The sequence below is a fragment of the Curtobacterium sp. ODYSSEY 48 V2 genome (genome assembly GCF_023712625.1).
Classification (GTDB): Bacteria; Actinomycetota; Actinomycetes; order Actinomycetales; family Microbacteriaceae; genus Curtobacterium.
In genome coordinates, this window is the sequence record NZ_JAMAXX010000009.1 from 1 (window position 1) to 15,212 (window position 15,212).

A 15,212-nucleotide genomic window follows, 5' to 3' on the forward strand; every position below is an offset into this window, starting at 1 on the left:
GTGGCAACTCCTGTGTCTTCACGCGCTCGATCCTGCCAGCAGCTCGCCGCGCGCAGACAGGCCCTGCCGGTGCCCGTCGGGCCGGGTCCGGCAGTCCCGCCCGACGCGACCGGGTGACGGACGGGAGGCGGGGTGCCGGACCGGCACCGCGCCTCCCGTCCGTCGGGTGGTCGCGTCAGGACGCGCCGGTCACGCCCGCACGTCTGCCGGAGCAGCGTCCGGCGAGCCGGCGGCGTCGGCCTCGTCGAGCCCCGCACCCTTCGTCTCACGGACGAAGAAGAGCGCGACCACGGTCACCACGGCGGCGAGCGTCAGGTAGAGCCCGACCCAGACGATCGTGCCGTCCGGCTGCCACAGCGCCAGGGCGATCGTCGGTGCGAGCGACGCCCCGAGGATCGACGCCACGTTGTAGGCGATCGCCGACCCGGTGTAGCGGACGTTCGTCGGGAAGAGCTCCGGCAGCAGGGCCCCCATCGGACCGAACGTCAGGCCCATGAGCGAGAGCCCCACGACCAGGAACGTGACGACGGTGATCGGCCCGGTCGACGCGGCGAACCAGAACTGGAACGTCAGGCCGAACAGGGCGATGCCGATCGTGGTGGGGATCAGCGTGCGTCGGCGGCCGTACCTGTCGGCGAGCCACCCGGCGATCGGGGTGAAGACGCCGAAGAACACGACGCCGATCATGAGCAGCGTGAGGAACTCGCCCCGGCTGTACCCGAGGCCGACCTTCGGCACCAGCGGGCCGGCCTCGGCGGCGGTGGTGCCGTAGGACAGCGTGAACGTCGTCATGAAGTAGAAGAGCACGTAGGTCGCGACCATGCCGAAGGTGCCGACGATCAGGGCCTTCCACGAGGTGCGGAACACCCGTCCGAGCGGCACCTTGGCGACCGAGCCGGACTCCTGCACGCCGCGGAACACCGTGGACTCGACGAGCTTGAACCGGACGTAGAGGCCGACGATCACGAGGACGGTCGAGAGCAGGAACGGGATGCGCCAGCCCCACGCCTGGAAGTCGGCGTTCGGGGTGCCGTCCGCACCGGCGGGCATCGCGGCGTTGATCGCGATGAACAGGCCGTTCGCGAGCAGGAAGCCGATCGGGGCGCCGAGCTGCGGCATCGACCCGAACACACCGCGCTTGCCCTTCGGCGCGTTCTCGGTCGCGAGCAGCGCCGCGCCGGACCACTCGCCGCCGAGCCCGACGCCCTGGGCGAAGCGCATCACGGCGAGCAGGACCGGTGCCCAGATGCCGATCGACGCGAAGGTCGGCAGGCAGCCGATCAGGAACGTGGCGGTCCCCATCACGAGCAGCGACGCGACGAGGGTGGCCTTGCGACCGACACGGTCGCCGAAGTGGCCGAAGACGATCGACCCCACCGGGCGGGCGAAGAACGCCAGGGCGAACGTGACGAAGGACGACAGCTGCGAGGCCGTCGGGTCCTCGTTGGGGAAGAACAGCGTGGGGAAGACGAGGACGGCGGCGGTCGCGTAGACGTAGAAGTCGTAGAACTCGATGGAGGTTCCGACGAGGCTGGCGATGATCACGCGGGAGCGCGGGTTGCCGGTGGCCTTCGTGTCGGTCGTGGCGGCGGGTGCCGGGGCGGCGGTCATGTACGGGGACTCCGAGGGGAGCACTCACGAGGAGCGCGGCGGTGTACCGAGGCTGCGGACACCGGTCGGTCGCGCGGGGTGGCGCGGGCTCGGACCGGGTGCGTTCGGTGGGTGGTGGACCGCTCGTGACGGAACCCTCACCTTACGACACCCGTCGCGCAGCTGGAAATCGGCCGGGAGGCCCGTGGCAGCGTCCGCGCGTCGCGGAGCGTCCGTCAGCCGCCGCCACCGCCGTCAGCCGGCCACCGCCGTCAGCCGGCCATCCCCGTCAGCTGGTCGCGCCGGTCTCCAGGTGCGCGGGAAGCTGGTGGCCCATGCGGTCGCGCTTGGTGTCGAGGTACCCGGCGTTCTGCGCGACGACGCCGACCACGAGCGGGACCAGCGACGACACCGCGATGCCGTGCTCCTCGAGCTGCCGACGCTTCTCGGGGTTGTTCGAGAGCAGTCGGACGCGGGCGATGCCGAGGTCGGTGAGGATGCCCGCCGCGCCGCCGTACTCGCGGGAGTCGGCCGGCAGTCCGAGCGCGAGGTTCGCGTCGAGCGTGTCGAGACCGTCCTCCTGCAGGCGGTAGGCCTTGAGCTTGTTGATCAGCCCGATGCCGCGTCCCTCCTGCCCGCGCAGGTAGATCACGACCCCGCCCTCGGTGGCGATGGTGTCGAGCGCGGCGTCGAGCTGCGGCCCGCACTCGCACTTCAGCGACCCGAACGCCTCGCCGGTCAGGCACTCCGAGTGCACGCGGACCAGGGCGTCGTCCCCGGGGGCCGATCCGTCGGGCAGCGCGGCGATGATCGCGACGTGCTCGGCGCTCGTGACGAGGTCGCGGTAGGCCCGCATCTCGAACGTGCCGTGGGTGGTCGGGACGGTGGTCGCGACCTCGAACTGCACCGGGCTGCCCGGGGTGGGGGAGGTGAGGGCGTCGGTCATGGGGTGCTCCGGTCGTTCTGTGCCTGGTCGGCGGTCCTGGTCGTCGCGGCCGTCGACGTCGCGTCGTCGGCACGGGCGGTCCGGGCGCGGTGGGGTCGAGCGCGGACCAGGAGGTCGGGTCCCAGGCTGGTGGTCGATGTGATGTCCAACGGGTGGCGGTCGCCGATGCTTCCCACGCCGACGTCACCGATCGCGACGCGCGGGCCACCGAGCAGCACGGGCGCGAGGTACACGAGCAGCTCGTCGACGAGGCCCGCGGCGACGAGCGCCGAGGCCACGGTGGGACCGCCCTCGACGAGGACGCTGTGCACGCCGTGGTCACGCAGGGTGCGCAGCGCGGCGGCGAGGTCGTGCCCCGGCAGGGCGAGCAGGCCGCGTGGGTGGCGTCGGACGGCCGCGTCGTCGGGTACCGGGCGGTCGCCGACGACGACGGGGAGCGGCTGGTCGGCGAGCAGTTCGCCGGCGTCGCCGCGTGCGGTGAGGCTCGGGTCGTCGGCGAGCACGGTGCCGGTGCCGACCAGGATCGCGTCGTGGGCGGCACGCTGCTCGTGCACGTGCTGTCGGGCTGCCGCGCCGGTGATCCACTTGCTCGTGCCGTCGGCGGCGGCCGCGCGACCGTCGAGGCTCGACGCCCACTTCACGGTCACCCACGGGCGCCCGGTGCGGACGGACAGCAGCCAGCGCTCGAGGAACGCCTCGGCCTCGTCGGCGAGGACGCCGCTGACGACCTCGACGCCGGACGTCCGCAGTCGCTCGGCCCCGCCGCTCGCCTGCTCACCCGGGTCGTCGACGGCGTAGACGACGCGGCCGACGCCGGCCTCGATCAGGGCGAGCGCGCAGGGGCCGGTGCGACCGACGTGGTTGCACGGCTCGAGCGTCACGACGGCGGTGGCGCCCCGCAGCTGTTCGGCGGGCACCTTCGCCATCGCGTCGACCTCGGCGTGCGGGGTCCCCGCGCCCTTGTGCCAGCCCTCGGCGAGGACGTCCCCGGCGGGGGAGAGGAGCACGGCACCGACGCGGGCGTGGTCACCGACGACCGGTCCGAGCGCGGCGAGCTCGAGGGCGCGGCGCATCGCCCGGAGTTCCTCGGGGCGGGCGCGCGGGTCGGACGGCGACATCACGCTCCGACACTACCGACGAGGCGTCGATGACGCGTCACCTTGCTGTCCCCTGTCAGCGAACGACGCCGCGGGCCAGGGCAGGTCGGACGCAGGGACGCCGTCCGCGCGACGGAGGCCGGTCCACGCGGTCGTCGGCCCGCCGTCCCGGTCCGGGATCCGGGCGGTCCCGGTGCCGGTGAACGAGAAGCCGCCGGCGCGGGCCACCGAGGCGGAGCCGACGTTGCCCTCGTAGCACTCCCAGTACACGTCGGGCGCCCCCTGGGAGAACGCCCACGCGACGACGAGCTCCACCGCCGCGTGCATCAGCCCCTCGCCACGGGCCGTCGGTGCGAGCCAGAAGCCGAGGTCGCGGTGCTCGGTGCGGAACGACACCACACCCTCGAGCCACGTCGACCCCGGGCGCCGGATGCCCCAGGTGTACTCGCGGTCGGACGCCCACCCCGGACCGACCAGCGCGTCGACGAAGGTCTGCGCGTCGCGGTCCGTGTACGGCGTCGGGACGGTCGTCCACCGCACGACCGACGGGTCCTGGCAGCCCCGCGTGATGGCTGCGGTGTCGGACCGGGTCGGCACCGTGAGGTGCACCCGGTCCGACGACAGCGTCACGGGGAGCATCGTCAGCCGCGCGAGCGGCGCACGAAGCCGATGCGGTCGTACACGCGGGCGAGCGTGGCCTGCGCGATGGACTCGGCACGCTCGGCGCCGACGGCGAGCAGCCGGTCGAGCTCCGCAGGGTCGTCGAGCAGTTCGAGCGTCCGGGCGCGCACGGGCTCGAGCTCGGCGACGACGGCGTCGGCCACGGCACCCTTGAGGTCGCCGTAGCCCTTGCCGACGAACTGTTCCTCGAGCGACGCGACCGGGGTCCGCGTGAACGCCGACAGGATCGCGAGCAGATTGGTCACGCCGGGCTTCTCCTGGCGGTCCGCCCGGATCTCGCGCTCGGTGTCGGTGACGGCGGAGCGGATCTTCTTCGCGGTGCGCTTCGGGTCGTCGAGCAGGCGGATGAGGCCGTTGTCCGACGCGGCGGACTTGCTCATCTTGCTCGTCGGGTCCTGCAGGTCGTAGATGCGTGCGGTCTCGGTGCCGATCTGCGCCTTCGGGACGACGAAGGTGTCGCCGAAGCGGGAGTTGAACCGGGTCGCCAGGTCCCGCGTCAGCTCGACGTGCTGCCGCTGGTCGTCGCCGACCGGCACGACGGCGGTGTCGTAGAGCAGGATGTCCGCCGCCATGAGGATCGGGTACGTGAAGAGCCCGACCGAGGCCGCTTCGGTGCCCTGCCGTGCCGACTTGTCCTTGAACTGGGTCATCCGGCTCGCCTCGCCGAACCCCGTCAGGGTGTTCAGCACCCAGGCGAGTTCGGCGTGCGCCGGCACGTGCGACTGCACGAACAGGGTCGACTTCGTCGGGTCGATGCCGGAGGCGATGTACTGCGCCGCGGTCGCCCGGGTGCTCGCACGGAGCTCCGCGGGGTCCTGCGGGGAGGTGATCGCGTGCATGTCGACCACGCAGTAGATGGCGTCGTGGTCGTCCTGCAGGTCGCGCCACTGCATGAGTGCCCCGACGTAGTTGCCGAGGTGGAGGGATCCGGCCGACGGCTGGATGCCCGAGAAGATGCGCGTCTTGGTCATGAGGGTGTTCCTGTACTGCGTGGAGGGGAAGGGATCAGAGCTCGTAGTCGACGACCACGGGGGCGTGGTCGGACCATCGCTGGTCGTAGGCCGCAGCGCGGTCGACCGTGGAGCTCGTGACCTTCGCGGCGAGGTCGGGGGTGGCCACCTGGTAGTCGATGCGCCATCCGGAGTCGTTGTCGAACGCCTGCCCGCGCCACGACCACCACGTGTAGGGACCGTCGACGTCGCCGGCCTGCTCACGGCCGACGTCGACCCAACCGAGACCCGGCGCGGTGGACCCGTCGGCGCCCTCGACCTGCTCGCCCTCGGCGCCGAAGAACCGCGAGAAGTAGGCGCGCTCCCGCGGCAGGAAGCCGGCGCGCTTGACGTTGCCCTTCCAGTTCTTGATGTCGCGCTGGTCGTGCCCGACGTTGAGGTCGCCGACGACGACCGCGAGCGGGTTGTGCTCGCGCAGCGCGGGGAGCCGCTCGGTCATCCCGTCGAGGAACTTCCACTTCTCGTCCTGCTTGGGGGTGTCGACCTCGCCCGAGTGGACGTAGCAGGACACCACCGTGACCGTGGTGCCGTCGAGCTCGTAGTCGGCCTCGATCCAGCGCCCGGCGGAGTCGAAGTCGGACGGCCCGAGCTCGACGCGGTGGACGTGCGCCCGGTGCCGCGAGGCGATCGCCACCCCCGCGCGGCCCTTCGCCGTCGCGGGGTCGTGCACGATGTCCCACTCGTCGCCGAGCAGCCCCGCCAGGTCGTCGGTCGAGGCACGGACCTCCTGCAGGGCGAGCACGTCGACGTCGCGGGTGGCGAGCCAGTCGCCCATGCCCTTCCGGAACGCGGCGCGGACGCCGTTCACGTTGACGGATGCGAGGCGCAGGCGTGTCATGCCGACCACCCTACCGACGCGGGCCGACGGCTCCGTCGCAGCCCGTCGCCGTGGGTCGCGACAGACGGACGGGAGGCACGGTGCCAGCTGGCACCGTGCCTCCCGACCGTCACGTGGTCGCGTCGCGCGACCGACCTGCTCAGGCCGCGTCGTGGTCCGTCTGCAGGAACTCGACCAGGCTGTCGGCCGTCGTCTCGGCGTCGTCGCCGGTCACCGTGAGGGTGACCTCGTCGCCGTTCTCGATGCCCAGGCCGAGGAGCGCGAGGATGCTGCCCGCGTTGCCGGACTTGTCGCCCTTGGCGATCGTCACCTGGTGACCGGACGCGGTGACGGTCTGGACGAAGAGGGACGCGGGGCGGGCGTGCAGGCCGGACGCGCTGGCGACGGTGACGGTGCGGGTGGCTTCGGACATCGATGGACTCCTGTCGACGGGTGGTGCGCTCATGCTAGCGAGCGCGTGGTGGGCGGTCCCGGGGACCGGCGCCGGTCAGTCGCGACCGGGCCAGAGGACCTCGGTGCCGGCGGCCTCGACCTCGCGCACGAGGTCGGCGTTCACGCCGGGGTCGGTGATGATCGTGTCGATCGCGGCGAGCGGCGCGACGCGACCGAACTCCTCGCGGCCGAACTTGGTGTGGTCCGCGAGCAGGATGCTCCGGCGGGCGGACTTGATCATCGCGCTCTTCACGGCGGCCTCGGCCATGTTGTGGGTCGTCAGCCCGCGCTCGGGCGTGATGCCGTTGATGCTGATGAAGGCGACGTCGACGCTGACCATGCCGATGAGCTGGTGCGTCCACGTGCCGACGCCGGCGAGCGAGTCGCTGCGGATGTTGCCACCGAGCAGGTGCAGGTCGATGCCGGACCGGTTCGCGACGGCCATGGCGACCGGCAGCGAGTGGGTCACGACGGTGAGCCCGCGGTCGGTGGGAAGCATCTCGGCCAGGCAGATCGTCGAGGTCCCGGCGTCGATCATCACCGAGCCGTTCTCCGGCAGCTCGGCGAGGGCCGCCTCGGCGATGACCATCTTCTCGGCCTGGTTGATGCCGCCGCGGTCGCCGACGCCCGGGTGCAGGGTGATCCGCTCGACGGGGATCGCGCCACCGTGTGCACGACGGACGAGCCCACGGCGCTCCAGGCTGGTGAGGTCACGACGGATGGTCTCGGGCGTGACCTCGAGCAGCTCGGCGAGGTCCTTCACGTCGACCCGTCCCTGCGACCTGGCGCGTTCGACGATGCGCTGGTGGCGCTCTGGTGCGTACATGGACCTCGTCGTCTCGGTCGATCGGCCTGCTCGGAACAGAACGGGCATGCTCGGGCAGATCGGCGCCGGATCCGTCCGGATCGCTTCGTCCGCCAGACGCAAACGGGCATCTGTTTCTGCATTTTTATCCCCGGATGTGTTTGTTTGTCAACGCGGATCGGGGTAGTGTGCTGCCAAGCCGCACGGGCGTGGTCCGTTCGTGTCGCTGCGCACCGAACGAACCACCCCCACCGTGAGCGCGTGGAGATGAAGGAGTCTCGAATGTCCGAACTGCTCGGCACCGGCGTCGGCCGTGGCGTCGCCCACGGCCCCGTGCTCCGCATGGCGGACCCGCTCGGCGAACCCTCGAAGGACGCGCTGGCCGGCACGGCGGACGACGCGAAGCACGCCGTCGCCGAGGCGCTCGCGGCCGTGGCCGAGGACCTCAACAAGCGCGGACAGCTCGCCGGCGGCGACGCCCAGGCCGTGCTCGAGGCGCAGGCGCTCATGGCGCAGGACCCGACGCTCCTCGACGACGTGCACGCCCGCATCGACGGCGGCACCAACGCCGAGCGTGCGGTGTTCGAGGCGTTCGGCCAGTTCCGTGACCTCCTCGTCAGCATGGGCGGCTACATGGGGGAGCGCGCGGCCGACCTCGACGACGTGGCGCAGCGCATCATCGCGAAGCTCCGCGGTGTCCCCGCCCCGGGCGTCCCCGAGTCGGACACCCCCTTCGTCCTCGTCGCCCGTGACCTGGCGCCGGCCGACACCGCGCTGCTCGACCTCGACAAGGTGCTCGCCCTCGTCACCCGTGACGGCGGCCCGACCTCCCACACCGCGATCCTCGCCCGTGCCAAGGGCATCACCGCGATCGTCGGCGTCACCGGCGCCGACGACCTGTCCGACGGCACCCACGTCGTCGTGGACGCCGCGGCCGGCACCGTCGTCACCGACCCGTCCACCGAGCTCGTGGCCGACGTCGACCAGCGCATCGCGGACCGCCTCGCCGCCGCCGCCGCACCGCTGACCGCCGGTGCACTCGCCGACGGCCACACCGTCCCGCTGCTCGCGAACCTCGGCAGCCCCGCCGACGCCGCCGGCGCCGTTGCTCTCGGTGCGGAGGGCGTGGGGCTCTTCCGCACCGAGTTCCTCTTCCTCGACTCGCCGAAGGCACCGACCGTCGAGCAGCAGACCGAGTCCTACCGCCAGCTGCTCGAGGCGTTCCCCGGCAAGAAGGTCGTCGTCCGCGCGCTCGACGCCGGCGCGGACAAGCCGCTGCCCTTCCTCACCGACAAGGACGAGGAGAACCCGGCGCTCGGCCGTCGCGGACTGCGCGCGCTGCGGAACCACGAGGAGGTCCTCCGCGACCAGCTCACCGCGCTCGCCCAGGCCGACGCGGCGACCGAGGCCGACCTCTGGGTGATGGCACCGATGGTCGCCGACGCCGAGGAGACCGAGTACTTCGTCGACCTGGCCCGCGAGCTCGGCATCCGCACCGCCGGTGTCATGGCCGAGGTGCCCTCGCTCGCACTCATGGCCGAGCAGGTCTTCACGAACGCCGACTTCGTGTCGATCGGCACGAACGACCTGACCCAGTACACGATGGCCGCCGACCGCATGCTCGGCACCGTCGCGTCCTACCAGGACCCGTGGCACCCCGCCGTGCTGCGCCTCGTCGCACAGCTCGGTGCGGCCGGCGCCGACGCGGGCAAGGCCGTGGGCATCTGCGGCGAGGCCGCGGCCGACCCGCTGCTCGCCGTCGTGCTCGTCGGCCTCGGCGCCACCACCCTGTCCATGACCCCCGCGGCCCTGGCCGACGTGCGCGCCGAACTCGGCAAGCACTCGCTCGAGCAGGCCCGCGAGATGGCGAAGGCGGCACTCGCCGCGAGCACCGCGGCGGCGGCCAAGTCCGCCGCGGCTGCCGCGCACGCCGTCTGACCCGACCAGCTCCACCCCACGCAGCACCCGCACCACCGCAGCACCAGCACCACCGCAGCACCAGCACCACCCAGCACCCCTTCACACCGCAGCAGCACCCATCACAGAAAGCCAGGCACATGACAACGTCGTCCGTTGCAGCGCCCGACGCACCCGCGAAGTCGCGGGGCGGCGCACGCGTCGCCGTCCAGAAGTTCGGCACGTTCCTCTCCGGCATGGTGATGCCGAACATCGCGATCTTCATCGCGTGGGGCCTCATCACCGCCTTCTTCATCGAGACCGGGTGGACGCCCGTGGGCGTCCTCGGCGGTTTCGGTGAGACCGACGGCGTGGCCAACATCGGTCTCGTCGGCCCGATCCTGACCTACCTCATCCCGCTCGCGATCGCCTTCCAGGGCGGCCGGATGATCTACGAGACCCGCGGCGCCGTCGTCGGCTCGATCATGGCGATGGGTGTCATCATCGGCGCCAACGGCACGATCATGATCCTCGGCGCGATGATCTGCGGCCCGCTCGGCGCGTGGCTCATCAAGCAGATCGACAAGATCTGGGACGGCAAGATCAAGCCCGGCTTCGAGATGCTCGTGAACAACTACGCGGCCGGCATCCTCGGCTTCGTGCTCGCGCTCGTCGGCTTCTTCTGGCTCGCGCCGCTGTTCAAGCTCATCGCCGAGGGCCTCGGTGCCGCGGTGAAGTTCCTGGTCGACAGCTCGCTCCTGCCGCTCGCCAGCGTCATCATCGAGCCCGCCAAGGTCTTCTTCCTCAACAACGCGATCAACCACGGCGTGCTCGACCAGCTCGGTGCGCAGCAGGTCCAGGAGTCGGGCAAGAGCATCCTGTTCCTGCTCGAGGCGAACCCCGGCCCGGGTCTCGGCATCCTGCTCGCCTTCACCTTCTTCGGTGTCGGCATCGCCCGCTCGACCGCTCCCGGTGCGATCCTCATCCAGTTCTTCGGCGGCATCCACGAGATCTACTTCCCGTACGTGCTGCAGAAGCCGGTCCTGTTCCTCGCCGTCATCCTCGGCGGTGCGACCGGTGTCGCGACCAACGTCGCGTTCCAGTCCGGCCTGGTCGCCCCGGCTTCGCCCGGTTCGATCATCGCCGTCCTCACGGCCACGGCGAAGGACAGCTACGTCGGCGTCATCCTCTCGGTGATCCTGTCCGCGGCGGTCTCGTTCGCGGTGGCCTCGTTCTTCCTGCTCGCCAGCCGCAAGCGTGACCTGGCGAACAACGGTGGCGACATGAGCGCCGCGATGGCGAAGCTCCAGGCCAACAAGGGCCGCGACGTCAACGCCGCGACCTCGGGCCTGCTCGGCAACAACGCGCCGGCCAACGACGAGGAGGCCGAGGCCGCGCTCGGTGGCGTCGGTTCGGCGTCCACCGCGACGGCGACCCGGGTCGAGAGCGTCGTGTTCGCCTGCGATGCGGGCATGGGCTCGAGCGCCATGGGCGCCAGCGTCCTGCGCAACAAGGTCAAGAAGGCGGGCATCGAGGACGTCACGGTCGTCAACAAGGCGATCGCGAACCTCGACGGCACCGAGGACCTGATCATCACGCAGGAGGAACTGACCGACCGTGCGAAGCAGAAGAACCCGAACGCACAGCACGTGTCGGTCGGCAACTTCATGAACGCGCCGCAGTACGACCAGGTCGTCGACCAGCTCAAGAACCAGTAACGAAGTGCAGTATCGGAGGGGACGGGTGCGAACCCGTCCCCTCCACCACGTCCGTCGAGAACAAGGAGAACCCCGATGCCCGTCCTGCAGGAGAGCCAGATCCGCATCCACACCGAGGACACCGCCCCGACCAAGTCGGAGGCGATGAAGGAGGCGGCCGAGATCCTCGAGGCTGCGGGCGCGGTCACGGCGGACTACTACCCGGCGATGCTCGAGCGTGAGAAGAGCGTCTCGACGTACATGGGGAACTTCCTCGCCATCCCGCACGGCACGAACGACGCCAAGGACGCCATCAAGTCCTCGGCCCTGTCGTTCATCCGCTACGCCACCCCGATCGACTGGGACGGCAACCCCGTGCGCTTCGTCGTCGGCATCGCCGGCGTGAACAACGAGCACCTCGACATCCTGTCGAAGATCGCGATCGTGTTCTCGGACGAGGACGAGGTCCAGAAGCTCACCGACGCGCCGGACACCGCCGCGATCCTGTCGATCCTCGGTGAGGTCAACGAGTGACCGGGACCGCCGTCCACTTCGGCGCCGGCAACATCGGGCGCGGCTTCGTCGGGCTCCTGCTCCACGAAGCTGGCTACGAGGTCGTCTTCGCGGACGTCGCCGCGCCGCTCATCGACGCCCTCGCCGCCGCCGACTCGTACACCGTGCACGAGGTCGGCCAGGGCGCACAGGACCACGAGGTCACCGGCTTCCGTGCCGTGAACAGCGCGCAGGACGAGGCCGGCGTGGTCGCCGAGGTCGCCGCCGCCGACATCGTGACCTGCGCCGTCGGGCCGACCGTCCTGAAGTTCATCGCCCCGGTCATCGCGAAGGCGCTCCAGCAGCGCGACGCGGGTGCCGCGCCCCTCGCCGTCATGGCGTGCGAGAACGCGATCAACGCGACCGACCGCCTGCGCGAGTTCATCGTCGAGGCGCTCCCGGCCGAGTCGCGCGACGAGGCCCTGGCCAAGGCCGTGTTCGCGAACACCGCCGTCGACCGGATCGTCCCGGCCCAGCCCGAGGGCGCCGGCCTCGACGTCACGGTCGAGACGTACTTCGAGTGGGCCATCGACCGCACGCCCTTCGGCGGGCACGAGCCGGAGATCCCCGGTGCGCACTACGTCGACGGGCTCGCCGCGTCGATCGAGCGCAAGCTCTTCACGGTGAACACCGGACACGCCACGGTCGCGTACCACGGCTTCCTCGCCGGCGCCGACAAGATCTCGGACGCGATCGCGATCCCGGCCGTGCGGTCGGAGCTCGAGTCGGTGCTCGCCGAGACGAGCGACCTGCTGGTGCGTCGTCACGAGCTGGACCCCGAGGTGCACCGCTCGTACGTGCAGGCGATCATCGGCCGCTTCGAGAACCCGCACCTGCCCGACACGGTCACCCGCGTCGGTCGGCAGCCGCTCCGCAAGCTGTCGCGTGACGAGCGCTTCGTCTCGCCCGCGGCCGCCCTCGCCGAGGACGGTACCGAGCCGACCGCGCTGCTCGACGCGATGGGCGCCGCGCTGCGCTTCGACGTCGCCGACGACGAGCAGAGCGTCGAGCTGCAGCAGCTGCTGCGTTCGGACCGCTCGGACGCCGACGTGGCGACGGAGATCACCGGCCTCGACGCGCAGCACCCGTTGCACGCGGCGTTCACCGACCGGGTGCGGTCGGCGCGCGGCTGACGCGACGACACGACGCTCTGGAGGCGCGGTGCCGGCCGGCACCGCGCCTCCCGTGCGTCCGGGTACCGCGCCGCCCGCGAGACGCCGCGCTGCCCGCGAGACGCCGCCGGATCCGACGGTGTCTCGCCGACCCGGCGGCATCTCGACGAGACGCCGCCGTCCGCTGCGGCGCCGCCCGGACCTGAGGGCAGGCCGGTCCCGGAGCGTAGCGTCCACCCCATGACGAAGCACTGGGTCGCCCCCGAGTTCGGCGGCAGCGAGGTCCTCGAGTACGTCGACGTCGAGGTGCCCGCCCCCGGCACCGGCGAGGTCACGATCGACGTCCGTGCCGCCGGCATGAACCCCGCCGACACGAAGCACACCCGGCAGGGCGACCGGTCCGACCTGCCGATCGCGGTCGGGTACGAGGTGTCCGGCGTGATCAGCGCGGTCGGCCCCGGCACCGAGATCGCCTCGGGCGGGGGAGCGGTCGGCGACGAGGTCCTCGCCTTCCGGGTCGAGGGCGGCTGGGCCGAGCGCATCACCGTCCCGGCCGCGGACGTCTTCGCCAAGCCCGCGTCGCTCGACCACCCGCAGGCCGCGAACCTGCTGCTCGCCGGGACCACCGCCGCCGACATGATCCGGGTCACCCGTGCCGAGGGGCGCGACACGGTCCTGGTGCACGGCGCCTCCGGTGCGGTCGGGGTCGCCGTCCTGCAGCTCCTCCGCCAGCTCGGCACACGCGTCATCGGCACCGCCTCGGAACGCAACGCCGAGACCGTCCGCCGCTTCGGGGGTGAGTGGGTCGCGTACGGTGACGGCCTGGAGGCGCGCGTCCGGGACCTCGCACCCTCCGGTGTCGACGTGGCGCTGGACTGCGTCGGGACGGACGAGGCGGTCGACGTGTCGCTGGCACTCGTCGCCGACCGCTCCCGTATCGTGACCATCGCGGCCTTCGGCCGCGCGCAGCAGGACGGCTTCCCCGCGGTGGGCGGTGCGCAGCCGGAGAGCCAGGCCTTCCGGGACTCCGTGCGGCAGCGGCTGGTCGACCTCGCCGCGGCGGGGGAGCTCGAGGTGCCCGTGGCGCGCACGTTCCCGCTCGCCGACGCGAAGGACGCCGCCGAGGTGCTCGAGTCGCAGCACCCGGGCGGCAAGCTCGCACTGATCCCGTGAGCGCACTCGGTTCTGGTTGACTCGACGGGTACGTCGCACGACCGAACACCACGAGGGGGATCACGTGAGCGACCAACGACCGTCCGATCGACCGGGACCGACGGGCCCACCGTCGGCACCGCAGTACCAGCAGACGCAGTACGACCAGCCGCCGCAGTTCCGACCGCAGGGCCAGGCGCTGTTCGAGCGTTCGGCGCCGGTGGGACCGGACGGGCGCCCTCCGCTCTGGGCACCCTGGTACGGCATCGGCTTCGTCCAGGCGTACGCGCGCTACTGGAGGAAGTACGTCCGCTTCGACGGGCGCGCGAGCCGCAGCGAGTTCTGGTGGGTGTACCTCTGGAACGTCGCGATCTCCGTCGTGCTGGGCGCGATCTGGGGCATCGGCTTCGCGCAGTCCGGCCGTGAGACGTACGTGACGCCGTCCGGGGTCGAGACGGTCGTCAGCGAGCCGTCCGCGCTGTTCTTCATCATGGGGTACGTGGGGTCCCTGTGGATGCTCGTGATCGTCCTGCCCTCGATCGCCCTGGCGTGGCGACGCCTGCACGACGCGAACCTGGCGGGCCCGTTCTTCTTCCTCGGCCTGGTCCCGTTCTTCGGCGGGATCGCGCTCCTCGTCTTCACCCTGCTCGACTCCAAGCCCGCAGGCGCCCGCTTCGACCGACCGGAGGGATCGCGATGACCAACGGCGAGCAGCACGACCGGAACCCTGAGCAGCCGCAGCCGCAGCAGCCGCCTCAGCAGCAGCAGCCGTACGGCCAGCAGCAGCCGTACGGCCAGCAGCAGCCGTACGGCCAGCAGCAGCCGTACGGCCAGCTCTACCCCCAGCAGCACCAGCCGTACGGCCAGCCGTACCCGCAGTACCAGCAGCAGGCGCCGATCCCGACGGACGCCAGCGGCGCCCCGCCGCTCTGGGCGCCCTGGTACGGCGCCGGGTTCCTCGACGCCTTCGTCCGGTTCTGGAAGAAGTACGCCCGGTTCGACGGGCGCGCGAGCCGCAGTGAGTTCTGGTGGTGGTACCTGGCGAACGCGATCGTGGTGACGGTCCTGTTCAGCGCGTACATCGCCTCGATCCTCGTCTGGGCGGCCGGGGCCACCACGACGGACGAGTACGGCACCACGACCTCGACCGGCGGCTTCCCGGCGGTCGCGCTCCTGTTCGCCGGGCTGCTCGGGCTGTGGGGACTCGCGACGTTCGTCCCGTCCCTCGCGCTCGGCTGGCGCCGCGTGCACGACGCCGGTCTCGCCGGCCCCTTCTGGCTGGTCTCCTTCGCGGCTGGGGTCGCCGGCATCGTCTTCGGGTGCCTGGAGTCGAGCCCCGCCGGGGCGCAGTACGACCGACCGGAGGCACCCGGCCCGCAGGTCTGAGCACCCGGACACGACGAA

General features: G+C 71.6%; 14 protein-coding genes and 1 pseudogene. 7 read left to right on the top strand and 8 right to left on the bottom strand.

Going from position 1 to position 15,212, the window contains the following annotated elements; all coding sequences use genetic code 11:
- Positions 1-189: 189 nt before the first annotated feature.
- The 8 genes and pseudogenes from M3666_RS13810 to M3666_RS13845 form a co-directional block, all read right to left on the bottom strand.
- The gene (locus M3666_RS13810; protein WP_251155519.1) at positions 190-1,611 is read right to left on the bottom strand and encodes an MFS transporter; all 1,422 of its coding nucleotides are present in this window, start codon (positions 1,609-1,611) and stop codon (positions 190-192) included.
- 268 nt (positions 1,612-1,879) lie between these two features.
- Positions 1,880-2,503 (bottom strand): annotated as a pseudogene (gene ribA, locus M3666_RS13815) (GTP cyclohydrolase II); the annotation flags it as partial.
- Between the two features lie 29 nt (positions 2,504-2,532).
- Complete coding sequence (gene ribD / locus M3666_RS13820; RefSeq protein ID WP_081984948.1) at positions 2,533-3,654, bottom strand: bifunctional diaminohydroxyphosphoribosylaminopyrimidine deaminase/5-amino-6-(5-phosphoribosylamino)uracil reductase RibD; 1,122 nt, start codon at positions 3,652-3,654, stop codon at positions 2,533-2,535.
- A 12-nt stretch (positions 3,655-3,666) separates the two neighbouring features.
- Positions 3,667-4,263, bottom strand: a complete 597-nt coding sequence (locus M3666_RS13825) for a GNAT family N-acetyltransferase (protein WP_251155520.1) — start codon at positions 4,261-4,263, stop codon at positions 3,667-3,669.
- An 11-nt stretch (positions 4,264-4,274) separates the two neighbouring features.
- Positions 4,275-5,285 carry a tryptophan--tRNA ligase gene (gene trpS, locus M3666_RS13830; RefSeq protein WP_251155521.1) on the bottom strand — a complete coding sequence of 337 codons (1,011 nt, stop codon included), beginning with the start codon at positions 5,283-5,285 and terminating at the stop codon, positions 4,275-4,277.
- A gap of 34 nt (positions 5,286-5,319) precedes the next feature.
- A complete protein-coding gene (locus M3666_RS13835) occupies positions 5,320-6,162 on the bottom strand; it encodes an exodeoxyribonuclease III (protein WP_209685117.1) in 843 nt (280 codons plus the stop codon).
- A 139-nt stretch (positions 6,163-6,301) separates the two neighbouring features.
- Complete coding sequence (locus M3666_RS13840; protein WP_066655121.1) at positions 6,302-6,574, bottom strand: HPr family phosphocarrier protein; 273 nt, start codon at positions 6,572-6,574, stop codon at positions 6,302-6,304.
- Between the two features lie 75 nt (positions 6,575-6,649).
- A complete protein-coding gene (locus M3666_RS13845) occupies positions 6,650-7,420 on the bottom strand; it encodes a DeoR/GlpR family DNA-binding transcription regulator (protein WP_058728882.1) in 771 nt (256 codons plus the stop codon).
- Between the two features lie 261 nt (positions 7,421-7,681).
- Between M3666_RS13845 and ptsP the strand changes: the two genes are divergently transcribed.
- From ptsP to M3666_RS13880, 7 genes are all read left to right on the top strand, one after another.
- Positions 7,682-9,337 (top strand): phosphoenolpyruvate--protein phosphotransferase, encoded by a 1,656-nt coding sequence (ptsP, locus tag M3666_RS13850; RefSeq protein ID WP_251155522.1) that lies wholly within the window; start codon positions 7,682-7,684, stop codon positions 9,335-9,337.
- A 119-nt stretch (positions 9,338-9,456) separates the two neighbouring features.
- Positions 9,457-11,013, top strand: coding sequence for a PTS mannitol transporter subunit IICB (locus M3666_RS13855; protein WP_251155523.1), 1,557 nt, complete (start codon positions 9,457-9,459; stop codon positions 11,011-11,013).
- 75 nt (positions 11,014-11,088) lie between these two features.
- A complete protein-coding gene (locus M3666_RS13860) occupies positions 11,089-11,526 on the top strand; it encodes a PTS sugar transporter subunit IIA (protein WP_022907882.1) in 438 nt (145 codons plus the stop codon).
- The gene (locus M3666_RS13865) at positions 11,523-12,677 is read left to right on the top strand and encodes a mannitol-1-phosphate 5-dehydrogenase (protein ID WP_251155524.1); all 1,155 of its coding nucleotides are present in this window, start codon (positions 11,523-11,525) and stop codon (positions 12,675-12,677) included. The genes M3666_RS13860 and M3666_RS13865 overlap by 4 nt, the downstream gene beginning before the upstream one ends.
- Positions 12,678-12,896: 219 nt before the next feature.
- On the top strand, positions 12,897-13,829 hold the full coding sequence (locus M3666_RS13870; RefSeq protein ID WP_251155525.1) for an NADP-dependent oxidoreductase: 933 nt from the start codon (positions 12,897-12,899) through the stop codon (positions 13,827-13,829).
- Between the two features lie 64 nt (positions 13,830-13,893).
- The gene (locus tag M3666_RS13875) at positions 13,894-14,508 is read left to right on the top strand and encodes a DUF805 domain-containing protein (RefSeq protein ID WP_081984944.1); all 615 of its coding nucleotides are present in this window, start codon (positions 13,894-13,896) and stop codon (positions 14,506-14,508) included.
- Positions 14,505-15,194 (top strand): DUF805 domain-containing protein, encoded by a 690-nt coding sequence (locus M3666_RS13880; RefSeq protein ID WP_251155526.1) that lies wholly within the window; start codon positions 14,505-14,507, stop codon positions 15,192-15,194. Before M3666_RS13875 ends, M3666_RS13880 begins: the two co-directional genes overlap by 4 nt.
- Positions 15,195-15,212 lie beyond the last annotated feature (18 nt).

Coding starts and splice junctions, on each gene's coding strand:
- M3666_RS13810 (WP_251155519.1), bottom strand. CDS start 1,611: ATGACCGCCGCCCCGGCACCCGCCGCCACGACCGACACGAAGGCCACC.
- ribD (WP_081984948.1), bottom strand. CDS start 3,654: ATGTCGCCGTCCGACCCGCGCGCCCGCCCCGAGGAACTCCGGGCGATG.
- trpS (WP_251155521.1), bottom strand. CDS start 5,285: ATGACCAAGACGCGCATCTTCTCGGGCATCCAGCCGTCGGCCGGATCC.
- M3666_RS13835 (WP_209685117.1), bottom strand. CDS start 6,162: ATGACACGCCTGCGCCTCGCATCCGTCAACGTGAACGGCGTCCGCGCC.
- M3666_RS13840 (WP_066655121.1), bottom strand. CDS start 6,574: ATGTCCGAAGCCACCCGCACCGTCACCGTCGCCAGCGCGTCCGGCCTG.
- M3666_RS13845 (WP_058728882.1), bottom strand. CDS start 7,420: ATGTACGCACCAGAGCGCCACCAGCGCATCGTCGAACGCGCCAGGTCG.
- ptsP (WP_251155522.1), top strand. CDS start 7,682: ATGTCCGAACTGCTCGGCACCGGCGTCGGCCGTGGCGTCGCCCACGGC.
- M3666_RS13855 (WP_251155523.1), top strand. CDS start 9,457: ATGACAACGTCGTCCGTTGCAGCGCCCGACGCACCCGCGAAGTCGCGG.
- M3666_RS13860 (WP_022907882.1), top strand. CDS start 11,089: ATGCCCGTCCTGCAGGAGAGCCAGATCCGCATCCACACCGAGGACACC.
- M3666_RS13870 (WP_251155525.1), top strand. CDS start 12,897: ATGACGAAGCACTGGGTCGCCCCCGAGTTCGGCGGCAGCGAGGTCCTC.
- M3666_RS13880 (WP_251155526.1), top strand. CDS start 14,505: ATGACCAACGGCGAGCAGCACGACCGGAACCCTGAGCAGCCGCAGCCG.